We start from the raw sequence: 24,027 nt of genomic DNA, 5'->3' as shown, positions 1-24,027 counted from the left end.
TCAGGCCACCGGCGAGTCCGCCAGTTGATCGAGGTTCAAGCGCCCCAGATAGCGCCCGACAGTGTTCTTGAGCACCTCCATCGAACCACCGCCGATCTCGAAGGTCTTGGCATCGCGCCAGTAGCGATTGAAGGGCGAATTGACCATCGTCCCGTAGGCGCCGCAGACCTGTATCGCCTTGGCCGTCACGTTGTTGGCCACTGTGCAGCACATCAGCTTGGCCTCGCTCGAGTGGCGCTCCACGTCGCGCTGTTCGTCGATCGCGTCTGCCGCCTCGTAGAGCAGCAGGCGCGCGGCATCGATCTGGGCCAACGACTCGGCGAAATACCACTGGATGCCCTGAAAGTCATAAACGAACTGGTCGAAGGCCTTGCGCTGGCGCACGTAGGACAGCGATTCCTCGAACGCCATGCGAGCCAGTCCAATCGACATGGCGGCATTGAGCGTGCGCGAATAGTTCAGGTTGCGCACCACCACCTTCAGGCCCTGGCCCACCTCGCCGATCAGATGGTCATGGGGGATCCGCGCGCCCTGCAGCAGCAGTTCCACGTGCGGCCCGTTGCGAAGGCCGAAGGTCTCGCTGCGGTCGCTGGCAAAGGTGCTGACGCCCGGCGTGTCGCGCGGTACGGCGAACACGCCTAAGCCTTCGTCTGTTTGCGCCAGGATGATGAACAGATCCGCGCCCGTGCCGGAGGTGATGAAGGACTTCTGTCCGTTCAGTTCCCAGCACTCCGCGTCGCGCACGGCGCGCGTGTCGAGCGTGCGGATGTCGCTGCCGTGGTTGCGTTCGGTCAGCGCGTAGGACGCCTTCAGGCCTTGCGCGAACAAGGGCAGATAGCGCTCGCGCAGGCTTTCAGCACCCACGCGCAGGATCACGTTCTGCGCCTGGAAGTTCGAGTTCAGCGAGATGCCCACCGAAGCACTGGCCGCCCCCACCTCCTCGAAGAACGAAACAACGCGGCGAAACGAACAACCGCCGCCGCCGTATTGCTCGGGCACGATGAGCGCGTTGAACCCGTGCTCGGCCGCGCGCTCCACGACATCGGCCGGATAGCGGTCATCGCGGTCGATCTCGGCCGCCACCGGCTGGACGTGCGTTCGGGCAAATTCCCGGAACGAATGGACGACTGACTCGTCCTCGAACTCTTTCCAAAGCGCCATATTCATATCTCCTGTTTTGATTACTAGCGCGACGTGCGGGATGTCGGCATGACGAGGGCGTCTCCCTCGATCACTGTCTCGCCGTCGACGGTGCAGACCGTGCTCAACGAGACGCGCCGCTTCCCGGCGATCAGTTCCTTGACGGTCACCGTTGCGTGCACCGTGTCGCCCGGCCGCACCGGCGCCTTAAAGCGCAGGCTCTGTCCCAGGTAGACACTGCCCGGGCCTGGCAATCGACTGGCGAGTGCGGCAGAGATCACGCTCGCGGCCAGCATGCCGTGAGCGATGCGCCCCTTGAACGGTGTTGTCTGCGCGAATTCCTCGTCGAGGTGGACCGCGTTGCTGTCGCCTGACACCTCGGAAAACAGCACGATGTCAGCCTCCGTGATGGTCTTTGCGAAGCTCGCACACATGCCCTCTTCCAGGTCTTCGAAGTCGTAGCCGTTCAGCTCATTCATGGTGTGTGGTCCATTGCGGTTTGTCTCGTTTGTTTGTCTGGCTGACTGGTCATGAGGAATCATAAGAAATGATTGCTATGTCCGTAAAATAGCAATTTGTGATTTCACTATCAGTCCTTGGCATGGCCAGGAAGGCTGTGAACGCGAGGCGCGTCAGGTCATGTCAGAAAGTTGCTGTGTCGGTGGCGCGCGCGAGCGTGCGTCGAGCCTGCAGAACGACGGGAAGATCCACCATCCGGCCATCCAGCTGGACGGCCGCACCAGCGGCCTGCGCGTCGGCAGCGACTACACGCCGGGCCCACTCCAGTTCTTGCTCCGTGGGCAAAAGCGCCTGGTGAATCACGGCCACCTGACGTGGATGGATGCAGAGCTTGCCGCCGAATCCGAAGCGAAGCGCGCGATGGGTATCGTTGCGCAGCCGCGGCTCGTCTCCGATCTGGACCGTCACGCCATCGACTGCCGGCGCGAGGTGGTTCAGGCGCGTGGCGATGGCAATGGCGAAGCGCAGAGGCGCCAACTCGCTCTCCGACTCGTCGCACTGCAGGCCAACATCTGCCATGAAGTCGATATTCCCGACCACCAGCCTGACCACGCCGGGTACGGCAGCCAACGAAGGCAAGGCGGCGTAGCCGGCCGCACTCTCGATAAGTGGCAGAAGCAACACGCCATTCAGGCGGTCATGCACCTCGGCCAGCGACCTGACCGATTCGACCTTGGGCAGCATCACGGCGGCCGGTGACGGCAGTCGCTTCAACCAGGACAGGTCCTGCATGCCCGCATCGGTGTCGGCCGGGTTGATTCGCACCACCAAGGGAACGCCTAGGTTCAGCAGTCGCTCCCATTCGCGTTCCACGGCCTCGCGCGCCATTGCCTTGTCCGCGACGGGCACGCTGTCCTCCAGATCGAGGATGACAGCGTCGGCGCCGCTGCGAATCGCCTTGTTGAACAACGCGGGGCGGTTGCCGGGCGCGAACAAGAAGCTGCGTGCAAGAGCGCAGCGGTTGGGTGTCTCTCGGGTCATATGTGGTCCTCAGGGGCAGGTCATGTGAGACAACACGAGCGAACGCAAGACCGGCAGTCGCCCTGTGAAGAAATGGTCGGCCCCCGGAACCACCATGATCGGCTGGCTCAGCGGCCGCGCCCAGTCAAGCAAGGCGCTCAGAGCGACGCGGGTGTCGTTCTCGCCGTGGATGATCAGCACGCCGGACAACCCACCCTCTGGTTCGTAGCGTCGCTGGCCTTCGACCTCGCCAGCTGGCAGGCCGGCCAGAATAACGTGGCGCGCAGCTTCACCGCAATCTGCCAGCCTGCGCGCCACCCGTGACTGCACGAAGGCGCCGAACGAGAACCCGATCAGTGCAAGCGGCAATTCAGGATGAGCGGAGCGCAGCCACGCGACCAGCGCCATGACGTCGTCCGTCTCGCCGATACCGCCGTCATGCGTGCCCTGGCTGGCGCCAACCCCGCGAAAGTTCGGGCGCGCCACAAGCCAGCCTTCGTCCCTTATTGCCCGTGCGAGGAGATGAGGAATCTTGTGGGTGGCGCTTCCACCAAGGAGCGGCTGCGGGTGTGCCACCACTGCAATGCCGCGCGGATGATGGTCGGGCGCGTCAACAATCACTTCCATCGTTCCGGCAGGTCCGTCGAGCAGCATGGTGCCGGTCTTGAGGTGGGCTTTCACGGCGATCAGTCTGCGGTCAATCAGCGAACTGCCCTGCCGCCTTTATGACGGGGCTGTAGCGTGCGGTTTCCTGGGCCAGCCACGTCTGGAGGCCCGCCGGCGACTGCTTCGCTTGAGGTACGACGACGGCACCCAGGTCGTTCAGGCGCTTGGCGACCTCAGGGTCGATCAATGCGGTTCCGAGCGCGGCGCCGAACTTGTCGATGGCTTCCTTTGGCGTGCCTTTGGGCGCATAGATGCCGTGCCACACGACGATTTCGAATCCCTTGAGCCCTTGCTCGGACAGCGTCGGCGCTTCAGGCAGCGATTTGAGCCGAGCAGCCGTGGTGACGCCGTAAAGCTTCACCGACCCCGATTTGATGTACTGGGTGGTCGATGTCGTCTGATCGCACAACAGATCCACCTGACCGCCGAGCAATGCATTCATCGCCGGACCCGTGCCCTGGTATGGAACGGTGGTCAGGCTGGCGCCTGTCGCCTGGCGAAACAGGACGCAGCACAAGTGCGACACCGCGCCCAGCCCTGCATGCGCAAGAGTGACCTTGTCGCCGTTGGCTTTGAGATACGCGCGCAACTCGTTGAAGTCCCTGGCGGGCAGGTCCTTGCGGCCGATGAGCGTCATCGGCACGTCGATGACCTGACTCACATAGTCGAAGTCACTGAGCGGGTTGTACGACAGCTTCCGGTACAGCGCGGGCGCGGTCGCCATGCCGTTGTGGTGGATCAGGAAGGTGTAGCCATCCGGCTTGGCTTTCGCGGTGTAGTTCGCGGCAATCGTTCCGCCGGCGCCCGTCTTGTTTTCGATCAGCACCGTCTGGTTGAGTGTGCGGCCCATGGCTGCACCGAGCGTTCGCGCCACCAAATCCGTCGGGCCACCCGCAGAAAAAGGCACAACGAGTGTGATGGGCTTGCTTGGATAGGGCTGTGCCAGGACGGCGGGCGAACCGAACGCCGCGATGATCGTCACGGCGCAGGCACCGAGAACCCGGTCGCAATAAGTGGCGCGACGCAGGAAGGGGATTTTCATGGGAACTGCTCCTGGCATGGGATTCATGATTTGCTCCGCAGGTAGTCGCTCTTTCGCTCGTCCGGCATGAACAGCGCGGAGATCAGTACAACCGCGCCCATCACCGTGACGTACCAGAAGAAGTGGCTCTCCGTTCCATTCGCCTTGAACGACAGCGCCACGAATTCGGCAGTGCCACCGAACATCGCGTTGGCAATGGCATAGGGCAGCCCGACCGCCAGCGCGCGGATCTGCGCCGGGAACATCTGGGCTTTGACCAGGCCGCTGATCGACGTGTAGAAGCTCATGCCCACCAGAGCCACCAAGGCAAGGGCGAAGGCCGTACCGGCGTCTTTCGCGGCACCTATCGAAGTCATCAACGGAACGGTCGCAAAGGTGAAGAACAAACCGTAGATGAGCATTGAGTTGCGGCGGCCGATACGATCCGACAACGCACCGAAAAGCGGCTGGATGCACATGAAGATGAAGAGCACGCCGGTCATCACGTGGCTGGCCACTTTCGCGTCCATGTGAGCCGAGTTCACGAGGTACTTCTGCATGTACGACGTGAAGGTGTAGAAGATCAGCGATCCGCCCGCGGTAAAGCCCAGCACGATGAGCAACGCGCGCGGATGAGCAAGAACGCCCCGGATCGTTCCGCTTTCGGGATCCTTGCCATGGCCTTCCCTCGTCTCCACCATCGACCGCCGAACCACGAGGGCCACCAGTGCACCCGCAGCCCCGATGAAGAACGGAATCCGCCAGCCCCAAGCCTTCAAGTCGTCCAGCGACAGCACCTGCTGCAGAACGGCGATGACCATCACCGCAAGGAGTTGCCCCGCGATGATGGTTGCGTAGTGAAACGAACCATAGAAACCGCGACGTCCTTCGGTCGCGATCTCGCTCATGTATGTCGCGCTGGTCCCGTATTCGCCGCCGACGGAGAGACCTTGCAGGAGTCTTGCCACAAGGAGAAGCGCCGCGGCCCACAGGCCGATGGACGAGTAAGTCGGCAGGCACGCAATGATCAGCGAGCCGACGCACATCAGGATGACGGACAGAACCATAGAGGTCTTGCGGCCCTGCCGGTCCGCGATCCGGCCGAAGACCCACCCTCCGAGTGGCCGCATGAAGAAGCCCGCCGCGAAGATGCCAGCCGTGTTGAGCAATTGCGTTGTCGGATTGCTGGATGGAAAGAACGCCGGGGCGAAATAGATCGCCGTGAATGCGTAGGCGAAAAAATCAAACCATTCGACGATGTTGCCGGAGGAGGCAATCAGGATCGACTTGATGGCCGACAGCTTCGGAACGGGCGATGGGGAAAAGCCGGCCACCTGGTGGGGCGCGCGCGCGGACAAGACTTCAGACACGGTATGTCTCCTTCATTCTCAAAATGCGGGGGTGGATGACGGCGAGCCTCTGCGGGTGCTCGTCACTCGGGACTAAATGGCCACTACACGGCCTTTTCGATTTGCATCGTTTCGATCGCGGCACGGCTGAAGCCTAGTTCCGCGAGGATCGATTCGGTGTGTTGGCCCAGCGCGGGCACGGAGTCCATACGGGGTGCGAAAGCCTGGTTCTGGCCGGGAGGCAGCAAGGCAGGGACCGGTCCGGTGGGTGTCTCGACTTGCACCCAGCGCTCTCTGGCTTTCAGCTGCGGATGCACCCATACGTCTTTCATGTCGTTCATGGCCGCGTTGGCAATCTGCGCCTCTTCAAGCCGCGCAATGACTTGCTCCGAGTTCAGGCCTTCGAAGGTCTCGACGATGATCGCGCGCAATGCCTGCCTTGCTGCCGTGCGTTTTGTGTTCGATGCGAAGCGATCGTCCGTCGCCAGTTCGGGGCGTTGCAGCACGACGCGGCAGAAGGCTTCCCATTCGCGCTCGTTCTGAAGTCCGAGCATCACGGTCTTGCCGTCTCCCGCAGGAAACGGGCCGTACGGATAGATGGTCGCGTGCGCGGCACCTGCACGTGGCGGAGGCATCGCGCCATCGAAGGCGTAGTACATCGGGTAGCCCATCCACTCGACCATGCTTTCCAGCATCGAGACGTCGATGCGGCAGCCCTTTCCGGTGCGCCCGCGCTGGATGAGGGCCGACAGGATGTTGGTGTAGGCATACATGCCCGCAGCAATATCGGCTATTGAGCATCCTGCCTTGGCGGGCTCATCTGCAGACCCGGTGATCGACAGGAATCCCGACTCGCTCTGGATCAGCAGGTCATAGGCCTTCTTGTCGCGATACGGTCCCTTGTTCAGCGGGTCATCGCCGTACCCCGAGATGTCGCAGACGATGAGCCCCGGATGCTTGTCGCGCAGTGATTCGTATGACAAGCCCAGCCGGGCCGCGGCACCCGGCGCCAGGTTTTGCACCAGCACATCGGCGCCTTCGATCAGCTTCGCAAGAACATCCCTGGCCTGCGCATGCTTGACGTCGAGCGTGAGACTTTCCTTCGAGCGATTGGTCCAGACGAAGTGCGATGCCATGCCGCGCACGCGTTCGTCGTAGGCACGTGCAAAGTCGCCGCTGCCGGGGCGCTCGACCTTGATGACGCGCGCGCCGAGGTCGGCCAGTTGCCGCGTGCAGAAGGGCGCCGCAATGGCGTGCTCGAGCGTGACGACAGTGATTCCATCGAGAGGTCGCATGTGGTGCTCCGCTTCAGTAGGACTTCGGCAGCCCGAGCACATGCTCGGCGATGTACGCGTAGATCAGGTTGGTCGAGATCGGCGCCACCTGGTACAGGCGTGTCTCGCGGAACTTGCGCTCGATGTCGTACTCATTGGCAAAGCCGAATCCCCCGTGCGTCTGCATGCAAACGTTGGCCGCCTCCCATGACGCCTTTGCAGCGAGAAACTTGGCCATGTTGGCTTGGGCGCCACAGGGTTGATTCGCGTCGAACAGCTCGGCCGCCTTGAAGCGCATCAGGTTGGCCGCTTCGATCTCGATGAAGGCGTCGGCAATGGGAAACTGCACGCCCTGGTTCTTGCCGATCGGCCTGTCGAAGACCACGCGTTCGTTCGCATATTTGGTGGCCCGGTCGATGAACCAGTAGCCATCGCCGATGCACTCGGCGGCAATCAGCGTGCGCTCTGCGTTCAGACCGTCGAGGATGTACTTGAATCCCCTTCCCTCCTGGCCAATGAGGTTTTCCTCGGGGATCTCAAGGTTGTCGAAGAAGAGCTCGTTGGTCTCGTGGTTGACCAGGTTCGGAATCGGCCGCACTGAAAGGCCGTTGCCGATGGCCTCGCGCAGGTCGACGATGAAGATCGACATGCCTTCGGACTTCTTCTTGACCTCCGCCAGCGGGGTGGTGCGCGCCAGCAGGATCATCAGGTCCGAGTGCTGCACGCGCGAGATCCAGACCTTCTGGCCATTGACGACGTATCGGCCATCCTTCTTCACCGCCGTTGTCTTGATCTTCGTGGTGTCGGTGCCGGTGGTCGGCTCGGTGACGGCCATGGACTGGATGCGCAGCTTGCCGGCAGCGATACCGGGCAGGTATTTTTCCTTCTGCGCCGTGCTGCCGCTGCGCAGCAAGGTGCCCATGTTGTACATCTGCCCGTGCACGGCTCCGGAATTGCCGCCCGAGCGGTTGATCTCCTCCATGATCACGGTCGCCGCCGTCAGCCCGAGGCCGGTGCCTCCGTACTCTTCGGGGATCATGGCGGCGAGCCAGCCGGCCTCCATCAACGCATCGACGAACTTCTCGGGGTAAGCGCGCTCCTCGTCGACCTTGCGAAAGTACTCGTCGGGGAACTGGGTGCACAGGTGGCGGACGGCATCGCGGATCTCTTGATGCTGGTCGGATTCGTTCATCATGGAAAAGTCTCTTGGTGAGGTTCTGATGGTTTGGTTTTGGTGGCGAGCTTCAGGCCAGGGTCGCGGTGGCGTCCATCGCCAGCGCCCCATCCGGGTGCTGCGCCCAGAGTTGGACCGTGCGGCCGTCGTCGCTGCGGCGACCGCAAACCTGGAACGGCGCCGTATCGAAGGTGGGCTTCATCGCGCGGAAGGCAAAACGCGAGACCTTTGCGTCGGGAAGCTCCCGCCGCAGCAGGTCGAGCAACAGGGTCGCGAGAAGCGGACCGTGCACAACGAGGCCCGAATAGCCTTCGACCTCGGTGACATAGCGACGGTCGTAGTGGATGCGGTGCCCATTGAACGTCAGCGCCGAGTAGCGGAACAACAGTACGTCGTCAGGCTGGATCGTTCGCACCCATTCATATTCGGCCGGCGCAGACTGCACAGGAGGCACGGGATCGCCCGGCTTCGGGTTGTCGCGGTAGACGATGTCGTGCTCGTCGATGAGTGCCACGCCGCCATCGTCGGAGACCTCGTGGCGCACGCGAACGAAGATCAGCGCGCCGCTGCGGCCGTCCTTGCCGCTGACGTCCACGATGCGTGATTCACGCCGGATTGCGCTGCCGACCGTCAAGGGGCGCAGGAACTCGATACGGCTGCCGGCCCACATGCGGCGCGGCAGTGGTACCGGAGGAAGAAATCCGCCGCGCTTCGGATGCCCGTCAGGGCCGATCTCTGACAGCCGATGCAAGGGCAGGAAGTACAGCCAGTGCCAGCACGGCGGAACCGGATCTCCGGGCTGCGGCGCAGGATCGTCGCGGTCGAGTGTGGCGGCCAACGCCTGGATCGGCGTTCCTGAGGCGAAGTCGGTGCATGACTCTGTCTTGCCAATCCAGGTCTTCAGATGTTCGATGTCGATGGCCATTCAATGTCTCCTTCTGTTCTGGATGAGGCGCAGGGATCAATCCCTCTTCAGACCACCGATGGACTTGATGACCATCCCCCACTTGTCGAGCTCGGACTTGACCAGCGAGGCCAGCACTTCGGGCGTCGATCCAACTGGCGTTGCACTCAGGTCTTTCAGCTTGGCCTGCACGTCCTGCTGCGCAACCACCGCCTGCAGTTCACGGCTGATCAATTCGACGAATGGGGCCGGCAACTTCGCGGGACCGAAGACGGCGTTCCATGTGTAGGTTTCGTATCCGGGCACACCCGCCTCGGCGATCGTCGGAATGTCCGGAAATGACGGCGAGCGCTTGCTGGTCGTCACCGCCAACGCACGCACCGATCCAGCGCGTATGTGCGATGCCGCGCCGGTCAGGACGTCGAACAGGATGGGAATGTGGCCGCCGACCAGATCGGTCATGGCCGGCCCACCTCCCTTGTAGGGAACGTGGCCGATGTCCACGCCGGCCATGGACTTGAACAGCTCGCCCGACAGGTGTGGCGGCGTACCGACCCCAGACGAACCGTAGCTGTATTTGCCGGGCTCCGCCTTCAGCATGGCGATGAGTTCGCGCACGTCCCTTGCCTTGAAGGACTTGCTGACCAGCAACACGTTGGGCACGGTCGCCACGAGCGAGATGGGTGTGAAGTCGCGCTGGGCGTCGTAAGGCGCCGGCGGTGTCGAAAGCGGATTGATCGCCTGCGTCGCGACCGTGCCCATCAACAGCACGCTGCCGTCGGCAGTCGCCTTCGCCACCTTCGCCGCGCCGATGGCGCCGCCACCTCCGGCGACGTTCTCCACGATGACGCTGCGGCCGATCCGCTCCGACAGTTTCTGTGCGACCAGCCGGGACACGACATCCGTGGCGCCCCCAGCCGCGAATGGACAGACCAGATTTATGGGCCCCTTGGACGCCTGTGCGTATGCGGATGCCCAGGGCGCGCCCAGCGTGGAGGCCGCACCCAATTTGATCAAGTCACGCCGGGATAGGTTCGGGATATTCATGCTCTTGTCTCCGTTGGTTGTTCGACCGGGTCAGCGCATGACGAACGGATTGCCGGCAACGGCGCCGCTGTTGATCCACACGCTTTTGACCTGCAGGTATTCGCGTATCGCTTCGATGCCGTTCTCGCGGCCGAGGCCCGAGTCCTTGTAGCCACCGAAGGGCGCCATGTAGCTCACCGCGCGATAGGTGTTGACCCATACGGTGCCCGCTTGCAGACGCTCGGTCATGCGCAGTGCGCGGCTGATGTCGCTGGTCCATACCGCGGCAGCCAAACCGAAGCGCACGTCGTTCGCAATCGCGACCGCCGCGTCTTCGTCCTTGAAGCGGATGATCGACAGCACCGGGCCAAAGACCTCTTCCTGCGCGATGCGCATGTCGTTGCGCACGTCGCCGAAGATGGTGGGCTGCACGAACCAGCCCTTGCCGCACTCGGGCGCATTGCCACGCTCGCCGCCGAGCAGCAGCGTCGCGCCTTCTTCGCGCGCTACTGCGATGTACTCGAGCACTTTCTTGAACTGCGGTGGCGTCGTAACGGGGCCGACCTGCGTGGCTGCATCCATCGGGTCGCCCATGCGCGCCGTCTTGGCCACGGCAAGCAGCTTCTCGACGACGGCGTCGTAGATGCTGTCTTGCACCAGCAGCCGCGAACCGGCGATGCAGGTCTGCCCCGTCGCCGCGAAGATGCCCGAGATGGCGCCTAACACGGCCTGGTCGATGTCTGCATCGGCAAACACGATGTTGGGCGACTTGCCGCCCAGCTCCATGGCCGTGTGCTTGAAGTTGCGGGCGGCTTTCTCGTTGATGACGCGCCCGGTGGTGTCGGAGCCTGTGAAGCTGATCTTGCGCACCAGCGGATGCTCGACCAGCGGCGTGCCCACTGCACCGCCAAAGCCGGTGACGACATTGAACACACCTGGCGGAAATCCGGCCTCGTCGAACAGCTCGGCAAACTCCAGCGTGGAAGCGGAGGTGAATTCCGAGGGCTTGACAACGACAGTGCATCCGGCTGCGAGCGCCGGCGCGATCTTCCAGCTTGCCAGCATCAGCGGCGAGTTCCACGGCGTGATGGCAGCCACCACCCCCAAAGGCTCATTGCGCGTAAAGGCGAAGTACCCCTTCTTATCCAGCGGCAAGGTCGTGCCCTGAATCTTGTCGGCCAATCCACCGAAGTAGTAGTACCACTGCGGGATGTAGTTGAGCTGGCCAAGCATCTCGGCCAGCAGCTTGCCGTTGTCGCGGACTTCGATCGCCGCCAGCTTGGCGGCATCGCGGGCGATGAGGTCGCCCAGGCGGTGCAGAAGCATGCCGCGCTGGCTGGCCGACATCCCGGCCCATGGGCCTTCAGTCAGTGCACGATTGGCGGCCTGCACGGCCCGGTCCACATCGCGCGAATCGGAGCACGGAATTTGTGCCCAGGCCTCGCCGGTGTACGGGTTCTGGCTTTCGAACCAGAGTTCGCCCGCCGGATCGACCGACTGGCCATCGATGCGAAGTTGATAGCGCTTCATGGAATCAGAACGGCTTCAGGCCCAGCGCAGCGCGGAACCGGTTCTTGACGTAGACCCCGTCGCGCGGCGGCAGGGCACGGGGCGGCTCGTCCGCGTCGATACGCACCTGCACGAAGGTAGGCCCTTGCCGCGCGGCCGCCCGGCTGGCGATCTCGCCGCAGTGCTCGTCGCTGTCGACCGAGTAGGCATCAGCAATCCCGAAACCCTTGGCCACGGCCACTAGGTCGGTCCCGAGGCTTGTATGGCTGCGCTGCATCCCCGTTTCGCCGAAATGCCCGTTGTCGAGCACGACGATCGTCAGGTTGCGCGGCTGCTTTGCAGCAATCGTCGCTAGGCTGCCGATACCCATGAGTTGTTCGCCATCGCCGGTGACCACCAGCACGGACTTGTCCGGCTGCGCCAGGGCGAGGCCGAGAGCGAGCGAGGTCGAACCGCCCATCGCGCCCCAGAGGTAGTAGTTGTTGTCGCGATCCCCGGCAGCGAAGACGTCGTAAGACGCGGAGCCAAGTCCGGTCACAACGAGGGCATCCGGAAGAGCTTCCAGCAACGCGGAAACGAATTGGCGGCGGTTGGCCGTCTTGGCGGTGTTTTTGGCCATCACTTGCGCTCCCACTTCTTGCGTCCGATCAGGTTTTGCCCCAGCAGCACGGCAACGCGGTCGCCGGCCTCGAAGGCGGCGTCGAAGCCGGCTCTGACGATCTCCTCGACTTGCGCCGGATCCGACGCGCGAAGGACCGTGATGCCCATGAGTTCGAGCGCACCCTGCGTTGCGCGACCCATGGGCCCTTGCCACGGGTTGAAGTCCGCGTACTCGCCGCGCATCGTCACCAAGGTGAAGAACGGGAAGTTGGCGCTCGACAGAAGCGAGAACATGTTGACGCAGTTGCCGACGCCGCTGCTCTGCATCAGCAGCACGGCGCGCTGGCCGCCGAGCCAGGCGCCGCTGACCACCGCGACGCCCTCCTCTTCCGTCGTCAGGACGATGTCCTGGACGTCCGGGTCCGCGATGGCGGAACGGATCACGTGTGAATGTCCCGCGTCCGGCACGTAGGCGATCTGGCGCACGTCCCCTTCCTTGAGAACCTTGAAGATGTCTTGCTGCCAGGCGGGCGCTGTGGTGGATGTTTCGCTCATCGTTTCTCCGTTGTTGCTGACGGTTGGGTAGTGAAATTGGCGTGGAGAAATCATAGAATCTGATGCCACATCACATCCAATAGAAAGACGTGATGCCACCATCAACGATTGGCATCGCACGGGAACAACCATGGACTTCAAGCAATTGCGCGCTTTCCTCACCGTCTGCGACACGGGCAACGTCACCCGTGCCGCGGAGTTGCTCCACCTCGTCCAACCTGCGGTTTCGAGGCAACTACGTTTGCTGGAGGAAGACGTCGGCACAGAACTGTTTGACCGGGAGCGCCATGGCATGGTGCTCACCGATGCAGGTCGGGCTTTGGTCGGCTACGCGAGGCGCGCGATGCTCGAGCTGGACCGCGCGAGGGCCGAGATCGGCGGGTCCTCGAATGGCATCAGCGGCCTCGTGACATTGGGGCTGCTTCCCAGCACCTGCGACCTGTTGTCAAGTCCGCTTGTGAAAGCGGTGGCCGAGGCCCACCCCGGAATCCGGATCAGGATCGTGACGGGCTACGCCGGCACCTTGGCGCAGTGGCTGGAATCGGGTGAAGTGGACGTTGCGCTGCTCTACGGAGCGGAGCGGTCCGCCAATATTCAAGTGACCCCTCTGATCGAAGAGGCGCTCTGGGTGCTGGGACCGACATCGGCCAAGTTGCGAAAGAACCAGCCCGTGACGCTCGCGAGCCTGGCCGGCAAGCCCATGATCCTGCCAAGCGCGTCACACGGCATCCGCACGCTGGTCGATCACGCCTGCGCCGTCTCGCGCGTCGAGCTGACGATTGCCGCCGAGACCAATGCGATGAACGTGCAGCGCAGCCTGGCGATCGGCGGGCACGGGCTGACGATCCTTCCTGCAATTTCCGTTGCCGAAGACATGGCTCGCAAGACCGGTTCGGCCGCGCCTTTGAGCGACCCGCGGATCACGCGCACGATCGTCCTGGCGCTTCCGGCCAACCGCGTGGTCGGCCAGCATGTGCGACGAGTCGCGGAGTTGCTTGTAGGCTGCGTGGAGGACATCACCCGGCGTGGCGAATGGTTCGAGGCGCGCTGGCTGGGAGCGTGAAATTGACGCCGAGCCTCGAAGGTTGACGACCGACAAAGCATGCTTTGCCATGCGAGCACCGCTTCGGATTGCCAAGCCGTCCGGGCTGGCGAATGAAGACAACATGCCCGAGCCTGAAGGCGCACCGCAGTCGCTTGGTGCGCGACTACCTGGACAGCCTGGGCGGACACATCCTGATCGCGTTCCTGCCGCCGTACACGCCCTACCTCAATCCGTTGGAATACCTGTGGGCCTGGCCCAAGCGCCATGCCTTGGCCAACTATTGCCCCAACGACCTCGCCGAGCTTCACGGCACTGCGCGCGACAAGCTCAAGAGTGCCCAGAAGCGCCCCTCCATCATCGCCGCCTGCTGGATGCAGGCTACGTTGTGGTGATGTCATGATTTATGGAAGTCTCTCAAGAAACAGAACTGGCGCCGCCTGGTTTCACATTGCTGCGACGGTGGGATTGATCTGGAAGCCGAGCGCGGCGGCGCGACGTCTGAGGGCGGCGACACTGCGCTTGCGCTGCTGCTCCTCGTAGCGCTGTTGGCCTTGGTCGACGAAGTCCTCGCCCCGAGTCAGCATGAAGTACACCATCCTTGCGAGCTTGTGAGCGGTGGCGGTGTTGGCCTGAGGTTTGGCCATGCGAGCGCAAAGCCGGCGGTAGAACGCCCCCAGGGCCGAGTCGCTGCGCGACAGGCTCATTGCTGCCATCTTCAGTGCCTGGCGCACGCGGTTGGCCGAGCGTTTGGTCTTTGCCGAGAGCACCTTACCGCCGCTGATCTTGGTGCCCGGGCACAACCCCAGCCAGGAGCAGAAATGCTTGACGTTGGCGAAGCGGCTCAGGTCAGGGCCCATCTCCGAGAGGATCTTCATCACCGCAGTCAATCCCAGGCCGTTGATGCGCGTGAGATCCACCCCGGCCCAGTTGGCCAGAGTCTGGCGCGTGTCGAATTCGTGCCGCATCTTGCTGCCAGCCCGGGGCCCGTTGCCCAGATCGACCTTGCACTGACCCAACTCGGCCAGTAGTGCGTCCAGCTTCGCATCGCATTCGGCCAAGTGCCGGGCGATGTCGTCATACATTGCCAGCGCCTGGCGCAGCACGAACAGGTGCTCCTCGCGCCAGTTGCCCGTCAACGCCTTGATGATCTCCTGGGCGCTGGCCTTGACTCGGCTGTGTCGGTGGCGCGCCAATGACTTCGCATCGCGCTCGCCCGCTACGATGGCGCGGATGATCGCCTGCCCGGTCAGGCCCATGACGTCGGTGAGCACCTCCGTGAGCTGCAGGTTCATCTGCACCAGCGCCTTCTGCATGCGTTGCACCCAGCTGGCCTGCTCGACCAGCAGCACCTCGCGCTGGCGGGCCACCGCGCGCACGACGCACACCTCACCCGAGGGGCGCCAGGCCGCGCGCAAAAACCCCAGACTCATGAGCTTCTGCAACCACTGGCAGTCCTGCACGTCGCTCTTGCGCCCGGGCACGTACTTCATCTGCCTGGCGTCGACCAGCCAGACCTTCAGCCCGCGCTGCTCCAGCACTTCGTACACCGGGATCCAGTACACCCCGGTGGACTCCAGTGCCACCGTGTCGACGCCGCACGCGATGAGCCATTCGGCCAGCGCGTTCAGGTCATCGGTCATCGCGCCGAACTCGCGCACCGATTTCTCGGCCAGGTGCGGTGGCACCGCCACCCAGTGGCTGGAGGCGCCGACATCGATCCCGGCCGCATTGGGAAATACCTCCTCATCTCGCTTGCGAACTGCCATGGCTTGCTCCAACATCGTTGATGAACGGCAGCGCCATGGGAAACGTCGAATTCGACTCGATCTCTCAAGCGGGATGCGCATCGCTGCGCTCACCAATGTCGCCGGCGATTCCCGGACCATGCTCAATAGCGGGCTCACCGCCCGGCGCCGATAACGCCGAGAGTTCGCACCATTGACTTTTCGGTCATCCCGGCGCTGCCGTTCACCTTGTAGCGCATCCCTGTTTCTTCGGGAACGCCTGGCCCGCGTGCGGGCTTGGGATGCTCAATAGAGACATGCGGGGTACGTCTCGATCGCAGACACAGAACTCTACGAGTGCTAGCGTGGTGCATGCTCAACCACGGCGCATTCACAACCTCAAGACTCAATTTCCGCCTGACTCCTTGATCAAGAAATCGAAGTCACACCCGCCTTCGGCCTGTAGAACCGTCTTGCGATAAAGGGCCTTGTAGCCCCGCTTTGGAACCGGCGGCGTTGCAAAGCTTTCGAGACGACGGGCGATCTCTGCAGTTTCGACGAGCAAATCGATGCGCTTCTCCGACACAGACAGGCGAATCTGGTCACCGTTGCGCACTGCGGCCAGCGGGCCGCCGACGGCCGACTCCGGTGAGACGTGTAGAACGATGGTGCCAAACGCCGTTCCGGACATGCGCCCATCCGAGATTCGAACCATGTCCTTGACGCCCGCCTGTGCAAGCTTTTTCGGAATCGGCAGATAGCCGGCTTCGGGCATGCCAGCAGCCTGAGGACCAATGTTCTGCAGCACGAGGATGTCGTCAGCCTTCACATCGAGATTCGGATCGTCGATGCGCTGCGACAGATCCTCCAAGCCGGTAAAAACCACCGCCCTGCCCTGCGTTTCGAACAACGCCGGCGTCGCTGCAGCGCGCTTGAAGATCGCGCCGTCGGGTGCGAGCGTTCCCTTCAGCGAAATCAGCCCCCCCACTTTAGACACTGGATCCGAGAACGGTCGGATAACCTTGCGATCGACCCAGTCAAGCGGCTCTTCAAGCCGTTGCGCGAGCGTTCGTCCCGTGACGTCAACGGTATCAAGGTGAAGAAGGGGCTTGAGTTCACGCAGAAGAGCACCCACCCCACCGGCCGTGTGGAAGTCCTCCATGTAGCCTTCACCCACCGGCTTCAGATCGACAAGAACCGGTGTTTCGTCCGAGATCTCGTTCAAGCGCTCGTTCGAGATCCGGATGCCGCGTCGACCAGCGATCGCCGTGAGATGGACGATTGCGTTGGTGGATCCACCCACCGCCATCAGAACGCGAAAGGCGTTTTCAACCGACTTCTCCGTGATGACCTGGTCGGGGCGAATGCGGCTGGTGATCAACTCGACAGCAGCCTTGCCGGTCATCTCCGCGGCAACGAGCCGGTCGGCGTGCACTGCCGGAATGGCTGCAGTGCCCGGTAGCGACATACCCAGCGTCTCTGCGATGCACGCCATGGTGCTTGCCGTTCCCATCACCGCGCATGTGCCTGCCGTGACGGACAGGCGCCCTTCGACCTGCTGGATCTCGGTGCTGTCGACGGTGCCTGCTCGAAATTTCTGCCAGAAGCCCCGGCAGTCCGTGCACGCGCCCAGGCGTTGGCCCTTGTGGCGCCCGGTCATCATCGGTCCGGTGACCAACTGGATGGCTGGAAGATTGGCCGAAGCGGCGCCCATCAGCTGCGCTGGCACTGTCTTGTCGCAACCCCCGATAAGCACGACGGCGTCCATGGGCTGGGCGCTGATCATCTCCTCGGTATCCATCGACATCAAGTTTCGATAGACCATGCTGGTGGGATTCAGGAACACTTCGCCAAGCGACACGGTTGGAAAAGCGCGCGGCAGCGCACCGGCTGCCAGCACGCCGCGCGACACAGCCTCGACCAGCTCTGGCATGTACCGGTGGCAGTTGTTGAAGTCCGACGGTGTCATCGCGATGCCGACGATGGGCTTTTTCAGCATCTCGGTCGAGATGCCCATCGAACGTGCAAACGACATTCGCAGATAGCGCGCGAAGTCGAGGTCTCCATAGTTGGTCAGGCCGTTGGAGAGGCCGTGCGTCTTTTCGCTCATGCGCGTGCTCCAGAATGTTGGGATTGTTCACACCGGCTGCTAACTTGCACGCCGAGAAGCTCTTCGAATACCTGCACCATTGCACCTTTGTCTTTCTCGCCATGCCCCTTGAGCAGCGCGGTCTGGTAGGTGGCTGTCGCCGCGGCCAGCACAGGCATCGGCACGCAGTAGTTGGCACCCAATTCTGCCCCGCTGACAAGGTCCTTGTAGGCATGCGCCATTGGATAACCATCGGAGAAGTGTCGCCGCAGGATCCTTGGCACGAAGAACTCGGAGGCATAGCTACGGCCTGTGCCGCTGTTGATGACTTCACCGACAAGATCCGGGTCCAGACCCAGCTTGACCGCCATCGGCAGGATCTCGCCGAGTGCCGCCGCGTTGATGTCAAACAGGAGCTGGTTGATCAGCTTGGTCAGCTGGCCGCTGCCTGCCGGGCCCATGTAGAGAATCTTGTTGCCGATGTGATCGAGAAACGGCTTCACGCGATCGAAGACTTCGCGTGCGCCGCCGCACATGACGGTCAGCGTCCCGTCCACTGCCCGCGCTTCCATGCCCGAGATAGGTGCGTCAAGGAACGCAATGTCCTTGGCCGCCAGGGCTTTCGCCAGGACGGTCGTCGTCGAGTGCGCAATCGTGCTGAGATCAACAACGGTCTGCCCCGGACTCAACCGGCCCAACAGACCGCCTTCGCCCAGCACGACGTCTTGCACGACTTTGCCATTGGGCAAGCACAAGAAGGTGATGTCCGCGTCGGCCAAGTCGGCGATGTCGGTGGTGCCGGTGGCACCCCGCTCGCTGAACAACGCGAACGATTGGTCTGAGCGGTCGCTTACGACGAGTTGAGCGCCGCTCTTCAGAAGATTTAGTGCGATCGGCTTGCCCATCTGGCCCAAGCCGGCAAATCCGAGTTTCATTGCTTGATCCCTCCTGCGAAGACGGCTTCCATCTCCTTGCGAACCCGGTAGGCCGAAAGGGACTCGTCGACGACAACGTCATCCCAGGTCAGCGACTGATCCTTGGCCACCGGTCGAACGAGTTTGAGTTTGTGTGCCAAGCCCAAGGGGAGGCTTCCCAGCGCCAGTGACTTCTTCGCGGGGAACAACTTGCCAAACACCGTGTAGCCGCCTTCCCCGTCGAGCATTTCGCCGGGTTTGAGATCGCGTTTGGCGGTGGCAATCACGTCAGCGTTGAAGCATGTTGCCACGCCTGTGGCCTCTTTGCGCAGGCCGATGCTGGCCACGGATATGTTCAGCTCCAGCCCAATCAGGTGCCACTTCTTGTAAGCCACCATATTGCGGCCTTCCGGATCCGTGACCACCTGGTATTCCCTGAAGCATCGCTTGATGTAGTCGGTGGGCGCCTCGATGCACACCCATACGCCCTTGCGGATGTCATAACCCACGGACGTTCCGTCCGGCTTGAGCGATGAAATAACCTCGACCACGCCCTTCTTCGCGAGATGTCCGCCTTCGCTTTTCAGACGCATGAGGCTCGGGATGTCTTCGACGGAACCTGGCGGAAACGTCAGGCCATCGTCAGGGGCTTCCAGCCCTGTCGCGTTGGCAATGGCAGTGCTTTCGATTGCCGGCTTGGAACCATCGAGAAAGGCGTTGAACATCTTCGGGTTCATGCCGCCGAGCTTGGCTTGCTCCGCCGTCACGCCCCAGTGATCCCACACTGTGTCCGGCGTGGACTCCCGGAACTTGGGCAGCCACTTGTGGCCTCGACCGGCCGCCACGACCGGGAAACCACAAGTACGCGCCCAGTCCACCAGGTCACAAGCCAGTGCCGGCTGATCGCCGTAGGCCATGGAATAGATGACGCCGGCCTGCTGGGCCTTGCGCGCAAGCAGCGGGCCGCAAAAGGCATCGGCCTCTACAGTCACGTTGACGACATGCTTGCCCTGCTCGAATGCAGCCAGGCAATGCTCTACGGCAGCGATAGGATTGCCGGTGCACTCGGCAATGATCTCTATCTCCGGATGATTCACCAGCGCTTGCCAGTCGTCGCTGACATGCGTGGTGCCGCTCTTGAGGGCGTCGCCCAGCGACGAGGCACTGAAGCGCTCCACGGGCCAGCCCACCCGCTCCAGATTCGCGCGGGCGGTGGGTACTGAAAGATCCGCAATGCCAACGAGGTGGATGCCAGGTGTGCGCGGCAACTGCGCCAGATACATGGAGCCAAACTTGCCCGCGCCGATGAGACCAATGCGAATAGGCTTGCCTTGGGCAGCGCGCTCGTTGAGTTTTGAAAAGAGGTTCATAGGATTCCGTTCGAGTCAGTGGGTTGGTAGTGGGACAGCCGTCACGTTGTCCGCAAATTCAGGAGACTTCTTCGGCTGCCGGCCCCGCGGCCAGTTCGCGTTTGAAGGTGGTGAGATCAAGTGCTTTTTCCCACTTGGCGACGACGAGGGTGGCGATGCCATTGCCGATCACGTTGACGAGCGCCCCGCCTTCGGAGATGAAGCGATAGACGCCGAGCACCAGTACGAGCCCCTCCACGGGAAAGCCCGGGATCGAACCGAGGGTGGCGGCAAGAACGATGAATGCTCCTCCGCTAACGCTCGCCGCTCCCTTGGAGGTCAGCAAAAGGATGGCCATCAAGGTCAACTGCTGGACGAGGGAAAGTGGGGTATCGGTGGCCTGAGCGATGAAGATCGCCAGGACGGTCATGTTGATACAGCTGCCATCAAGATTGAACGAGTACCCTGCCGGCACGACCAGACCGACAACTGATTTGTTGCAACCCAGCCGCTCCAGCTTGGCCATCAGCCGAGGCAAGGCGGACTCAGACGATGAAGTGCCGAGCACGATCAGCAGCTCTTCGCGGATGTATCGGAGGAACGAAAACAGGCTGAACCCCGTCATCCTGCACACCAGGCCAAGGACCACGATGACGAAGAGGAACGCGGTCAAATAGTAGGTGCCGAGCAACTGGCCGTACGACGCCAGGGAGCTCACACCGTATTTGCCGATCGTGAAGGCAATGGCACCAAAGGCACCGATCGGCGACGCATACATGACGATCCGCACCATGTTGAAGAGCACGTGCGAGCCAACGTTGATCACGTCCAAGACGGGCTTTCCCCAGTCTCCCAGCGACTGCAATGCGAAGGCGAAAATGACCGAGATCAGCAGCACCTGAAGGATGTCGCCTTCGACGAAAGCACCGGCCATGGTCGACGGGATGATGTGCGCCAAGTAGCCAACCACCGACTGGTCGTGTGCCGCCTTGGTGTAAGCCGAGATCGCCGAGACATCAATGGTGTGCGGATCGACATGCATCCCGACACCGGGCTTGAGCAGATTGACCGCGATCAGGCCGACGGCCAATGCGATGGTCGTCATGACCTCGAAATAGATCAGCGCCTTCACGCCTACGCGGCCGACGGCCTTGATGTCACGCATGCTTGCGATGCCGTGAACGACCGTACAGAAGATCAATGGTGCGATGACCAGCTTGACCAGCTTCAGGAAGTTGTCACCCAACGGCTTCATCGCTTCCCCGAGCCGCGGATAGAAATGCCCGAGGACGATGCCGATCAGCACGGCAATCAGCACCTGGACATAGAGATGCCTGTACCAACGTTGATGCGGAGGGAACTGCCGGACCGGTTCGTCCGGCAATGTCAGCGAAGTTTCGTTCATGTCGAGTCTCCTAGTAGTTGTGTTGCTCGAAATCCTATGAATGCGACGGCGATGCTTAGGCTCCAGGCGCGCGATCAGCTTCGTAGTGCTATCTGGGGGGTTCGCTGTTCACTTGGACAGGGCACTGCCGTCGTGAATGTGGGTCCCCTTCGCCGATTTAGCGCATGCGACCGCCCACCTCCCTGGCATCACTGATGGCCCGCTAGGGGCCCCGCCGTGGGGGTGTCGCGCGCTTGGAATCGTTAGATGTCAGCGCCGCTGGGCGGCGTAGTAGTCCCTGATGAGATCAAGGCGAGGCGAATCGAGCCCGCTGGATGCATCGGCCGAGTCGCCAAAATCCATATATGCCTGAGACGTGGTGTCATATGGACGCCAGCTGGTGAGTTGCCCACCAGCAGGGCTCCCGGTCTTGGCAAACCGGACCCAGGCATCAGCCATTTCGCTCGCAACCTTTTCATCGGTGGCATCGAAGGGGCGTTGCCGTCCCCGGTGAGGCGCGCGCAGGTTGTCAAAGGCGAACTGAAGCTCATCACCGTGAATCGGCGCAGCTGCGGTGTTGTTGCGATGGCGAGAGAAGACATAGCGGTACGCTGGCACTCCATACTGCTTGTCTGCGTTAAGCATCTCGCGTGATCCGTACAGGAACTGTGTATCGCTGTAGAGGTCGGCCAGCGCTTGCGAGACATGTGATTCCTGCGTCACGGCATAGGCCTGACGGGCCCTCTTTTCGAAGCCGGGAAAGTTCTCATTGAGGTAGCTGGTGAACTCAGGCACTGTCTTGACGGGAATGCTGCGTGCAGCCCCGCCCCCTCATTGGCAACGTTCCCCACCACCACGCGCACTCTCTGGAACTGCCCCTGACCGTAGGCCTTGAAGTCCGGCTGCCGAACCACCAGGCCGTCTGCGACGATACTGAGTGGCGGCCAAGTCATTATTTTTTGACCGCGTGCTGACGCCTTCTTCAGTCGCTCAACCAGCTCGGACGCCGGAACCGCCCGCAGGTCCTTGATGCTCGCGCCAATCGAAGCGCCAAAGTTTTCAGCCTCCTTCAATGGTGCAACGGGACGCATCACGCCGACACTTTGCATGATGGCCTGTTGAAAGAGAACATCGGCCATCGGTGAGGAAATCAGGGTACTGATGGAATGCGCACCCGCCGACTGACCAAAGACCGTCACCTTGGCCGCATCGCCGCCGAACGCACCGACATTGCGCTGAACCCACTTCAAGGCGGCGATTTGATCCTGGAGACCATAGTTGCCTGAGCTGCGCGTCGCATTTTCCGCGCTGAGTTCAGGATGGGCCATGAATCCGAGCAGCCCGAGTCGATAGTTCAACGTGGCCACGACGACGCCTCGCTTCGCAAGCGCTTCACCATCGTAAGAAGGATGGGACCCGGAGCCGTAAGTGAACCCACCGCCATAGATCCATACCATGACGGGCAGCTTCTCGCCGGGCTGATTGGCAGGCGACCAAACGTTTACGCTCAGGCAATCCTCGCTCATCCCGGCGCCACGCAGCTCTGGATACTCCGCAGGCTGCATGCAGTCGGGGCCAAACGCGCTTCCATCTCTGATGCCGTTCCACTTGAGTGCAGGCAGGGGAGCGCGCCAGCGGTTCTCTCCAATCGGCGCGGCCGCGTACGGGATGCCGAGGTACGCGTGTACCTCGCTGCCCTTTCCTCTGACGAGACCGCTTTCCGTCTTGACAGTGTCCATGCTGCCCTGACTGCCCGGCATTCCGGCACAAGCTGTCAGCAAGACAGCGGCACCAAGCAGGCAGATGGATTGCATCTTCGAGTATCCTTGGAATCTGGTCATGTTCAGTCAGCCTTGATGTTTCCGTCCTTGATGACCTTGGCCCATACTGCGGTTTCCTGGTCGACAAACTTCCCAAGCGCCGCTGAGTCCATATACGCGGCAAACGCGCCTTGGTCCTCGACCTTCTTTTTGTACGCGTCGCTTTCGACAATCGTCTTGACTTGCGCCGAAAGCTTCGCAATCACGTCCGGCGGAGTCTTCGCCGGTGCAAACAACGCAAACCAGGACTCGACTTCATATCCGGGAAGGCCTGCTTCCGCCGTCGTAGGTACGTTCGGCATCGAGGGATGGCGCTTGGGCCCCGCATAAGCCAGCGCCTTGATCTTCCCCGCCTGCACCTGGCCAATCACAGACGGAGGCGTCGTGATGAACATATCCACCTGCCCGCTGATCAGGTCTGTCACAACGGGACCGGCCCCCTTGTAAGGGACATGGGTCGCAGGGACCTTCGCCTGCTTGGCGAACATCTCTCCCGCGATATGCTGGATCGAGCCATTGCCCGAGGACGCGTAGAAGATGCCCTTGCCGTTCTTCTGCCCATTCGCGATGAAGTCCTTCAGGTTCGCGGCAGGCAATGTTCCGCTCACAGCAACAACGTGAGGAGCACGCATCACGAGCGCGATCGGCACAAAGTCGCTGGTCTTCCATCTGATCTGCGGAAATAGGGCAGGATTGCCGACGTGGTAGCCCGAGTACTGCATCAGCAGCGTGTAGCCGTCCGGTGCTGCGCGTGCAACCGCCTCCGTACCGATGTTGCCGCTGGCGCCTGGCTTGTTGTCAACGATGACGGCCTGACCAAGGGATTTCTGCAGTTGTTCGCCGACCATGCGCGCCATGATGTCGGTCGAACCAGCCGCAGCGCTCGGCACAACGATCGTGATGGGCTTGGAAGGATAAGTGTTGGCATGCGTCGCGCCGGAAAACAGCGCAAGCGCAGTCATTGCTGCGGGGGCGAACGTGGCGATTTTCATGATGTGTGTCTCC

At 62.2% G+C, this 24,027-nt stretch carries 22 protein-coding genes and 1 pseudogene; 2 read left to right on the top strand and 21 right to left on the bottom strand.

Annotation, left to right across the window (positions count from 1 at the left end; translation table 11 throughout):
• The 13 genes from QTI66_RS28230 to QTI66_RS28170 form a co-directional block, all read right to left on the bottom strand.
• A complete protein-coding gene (locus tag QTI66_RS28230; RefSeq protein WP_286563515.1) occupies nucleotides 1-1,161 on the bottom strand; it encodes an acyl-CoA dehydrogenase family protein in 1,161 nt (386 codons plus the stop codon).
• A 23-nt stretch (nucleotides 1,162-1,184) separates the two neighbouring features.
• On the bottom strand, nucleotides 1,185-1,619 hold the full coding sequence (locus QTI66_RS28225) for a MaoC family dehydratase (RefSeq protein WP_286563514.1): 435 nt from the start codon (nucleotides 1,617-1,619) through the stop codon (nucleotides 1,185-1,187).
• Nucleotides 1,620-1,782: 163 nt separating this feature from the next.
• Complete coding sequence (locus QTI66_RS28220; RefSeq protein WP_286563513.1) at nucleotides 1,783-2,640, bottom strand: HpcH/HpaI aldolase/citrate lyase family protein; 858 nt, start codon at nucleotides 2,638-2,640, stop codon at nucleotides 1,783-1,785.
• Nucleotides 2,641-2,649: 9 nt separating this feature from the next.
• A complete protein-coding gene (locus QTI66_RS28215; protein ID WP_286563620.1) occupies nucleotides 2,650-3,273 on the bottom strand; it encodes an alpha/beta hydrolase in 624 nt (207 codons plus the stop codon).
• A gap of 43 nt (nucleotides 3,274-3,316) precedes the next feature.
• Nucleotides 3,317-4,327: a tripartite tricarboxylate transporter substrate-binding protein gene (locus tag QTI66_RS28210; RefSeq protein WP_286563512.1), complete on the bottom strand. Its 1,011-nt coding sequence runs from the start codon at nucleotides 4,325-4,327 to the stop codon at nucleotides 3,317-3,319.
• Between the two features lie 23 nt (nucleotides 4,328-4,350).
• Entirely contained in the window at nucleotides 4,351-5,676 is a 1,326-nt protein-coding gene (locus tag QTI66_RS28205; protein ID WP_444815065.1) for an MFS family transporter, read from the bottom strand.
• Between the two features lie 83 nt (nucleotides 5,677-5,759).
• A complete protein-coding gene (locus QTI66_RS28200) occupies nucleotides 5,760-6,950 on the bottom strand; it encodes a CaiB/BaiF CoA transferase family protein (protein ID WP_286563511.1) in 1,191 nt (396 codons plus the stop codon).
• 13 nt (nucleotides 6,951-6,963) lie between these two features.
• Entirely contained in the window at nucleotides 6,964-8,124 is a 1,161-nt protein-coding gene (locus tag QTI66_RS28195; protein WP_286563510.1) for an acyl-CoA dehydrogenase family protein, read from the bottom strand.
• A gap of 49 nt (nucleotides 8,125-8,173) precedes the next feature.
• Entirely contained in the window at nucleotides 8,174-9,028 is an 855-nt protein-coding gene (locus QTI66_RS28190) for an HTD2 family dehydratase (RefSeq protein WP_286563509.1), read from the bottom strand.
• A 36-nt stretch (nucleotides 9,029-9,064) separates the two neighbouring features.
• A complete protein-coding gene (locus tag QTI66_RS28185; protein WP_286563507.1) occupies nucleotides 9,065-10,054 on the bottom strand; it encodes a Bug family tripartite tricarboxylate transporter substrate binding protein in 990 nt (329 codons plus the stop codon).
• Nucleotides 10,055-10,084: 30 nt separating this feature from the next.
• Nucleotides 10,085-11,563, bottom strand: a complete 1,479-nt coding sequence (locus tag QTI66_RS28180; protein ID WP_286563506.1) for an aldehyde dehydrogenase — start codon at nucleotides 11,561-11,563, stop codon at nucleotides 10,085-10,087.
• A gap of 4 nt (nucleotides 11,564-11,567) precedes the next feature.
• A complete protein-coding gene (locus QTI66_RS28175; protein WP_286563505.1) occupies nucleotides 11,568-12,161 on the bottom strand; it encodes a thiamine pyrophosphate-dependent enzyme in 594 nt (197 codons plus the stop codon).
• Nucleotides 12,161-12,697 carry a thiamine pyrophosphate-binding protein gene (locus tag QTI66_RS28170; protein WP_286563503.1) on the bottom strand — a complete coding sequence of 179 codons (537 nt, stop codon included), beginning with the start codon at nucleotides 12,695-12,697 and terminating at the stop codon, nucleotides 12,161-12,163. The genes QTI66_RS28175 and QTI66_RS28170 overlap by 1 nt, the downstream gene beginning before the upstream one ends.
• Before the next feature lie 130 nt (nucleotides 12,698-12,827).
• On the opposite strand from QTI66_RS28170, the gene QTI66_RS28165 reads away from it, so the two are divergent.
• Both QTI66_RS28165 and QTI66_RS28160 read left to right on the top strand, forming a co-directional pair.
• Nucleotides 12,828-13,760 (top strand): LysR family transcriptional regulator, encoded by a 933-nt coding sequence (locus QTI66_RS28165; protein WP_286563502.1) that lies wholly within the window; start codon nucleotides 12,828-12,830, stop codon nucleotides 13,758-13,760.
• Between the two features lie 113 nt (nucleotides 13,761-13,873).
• Nucleotides 13,874-14,134, top strand: a pseudogene (locus QTI66_RS28160) (transposase); the annotation flags it as partial.
• Between the two features lie 51 nt (nucleotides 14,135-14,185).
• Here the strand turns inward: QTI66_RS28160 and QTI66_RS28155 are convergent.
• The 8 genes from QTI66_RS28155 to QTI66_RS28120 all read right to left on the bottom strand — a co-directional run bounded on the left by QTI66_RS28155 (nucleotide 14,186) and on the right by QTI66_RS28120 (nucleotide 24,014).
• Entirely contained in the window at nucleotides 14,186-15,508 is a 1,323-nt protein-coding gene (locus tag QTI66_RS28155) for an IS110 family RNA-guided transposase (protein WP_286563501.1), read from the bottom strand.
• A 364-nt stretch (nucleotides 15,509-15,872) separates the two neighbouring features.
• Nucleotides 15,873-17,576, bottom strand: a complete 1,704-nt coding sequence (locus QTI66_RS28150) for a dihydroxy-acid dehydratase (RefSeq protein WP_286563499.1) — start codon at nucleotides 17,574-17,576, stop codon at nucleotides 15,873-15,875.
• On the bottom strand, nucleotides 17,573-18,490 hold the full coding sequence (locus tag QTI66_RS28145) for an NAD(P)-dependent oxidoreductase (RefSeq protein WP_286563498.1): 918 nt from the start codon (nucleotides 18,488-18,490) through the stop codon (nucleotides 17,573-17,575). Before QTI66_RS28145 ends, QTI66_RS28150 begins: the two co-directional genes overlap by 4 nt.
• Entirely contained in the window at nucleotides 18,487-19,839 is a 1,353-nt protein-coding gene (locus tag QTI66_RS28140) for an NAD(P)H-dependent oxidoreductase (RefSeq protein ID WP_286563497.1), read from the bottom strand. Before QTI66_RS28140 ends, QTI66_RS28145 begins: the two co-directional genes overlap by 4 nt.
• Nucleotides 19,840-19,897: 58 nt before the next feature.
• Nucleotides 19,898-21,223, bottom strand: coding sequence for a dicarboxylate/amino acid:cation symporter (locus QTI66_RS28135; protein ID WP_286563496.1), 1,326 nt, complete (start codon nucleotides 21,221-21,223; stop codon nucleotides 19,898-19,900).
• A gap of 249 nt (nucleotides 21,224-21,472) precedes the next feature.
• Nucleotides 21,473-21,925, bottom strand: coding sequence for a carboxylesterase family protein (locus QTI66_RS28130; RefSeq protein WP_286563495.1), 453 nt, complete (start codon nucleotides 21,923-21,925; stop codon nucleotides 21,473-21,475).
• Nucleotides 21,922-23,043 (bottom strand): carboxylesterase/lipase family protein, encoded by a 1,122-nt coding sequence (locus QTI66_RS28125; RefSeq protein ID WP_286563494.1) that lies wholly within the window; start codon nucleotides 23,041-23,043, stop codon nucleotides 21,922-21,924. The genes QTI66_RS28130 and QTI66_RS28125 overlap by 4 nt, the downstream gene beginning before the upstream one ends.
• A gap of 2 nt (nucleotides 23,044-23,045) precedes the next feature.
• Complete coding sequence (locus QTI66_RS28120; protein WP_286563493.1) at nucleotides 23,046-24,014, bottom strand: Bug family tripartite tricarboxylate transporter substrate binding protein; 969 nt, start codon at nucleotides 24,012-24,014, stop codon at nucleotides 23,046-23,048.
• Between the last annotated feature and the right edge of the window lie 13 nt (nucleotides 24,015-24,027).

The sequence above is a fragment of the Variovorax brevis genome (assembly GCF_030317105.1).
Classification (GTDB): Bacteria; Pseudomonadota; Gammaproteobacteria; order Burkholderiales; family Burkholderiaceae_C; genus Variovorax; species Variovorax brevis.
Note: the sequence above shows the minus strand (reverse complement) of the source record. Positions and strands in the feature narration are given on the sequence as shown.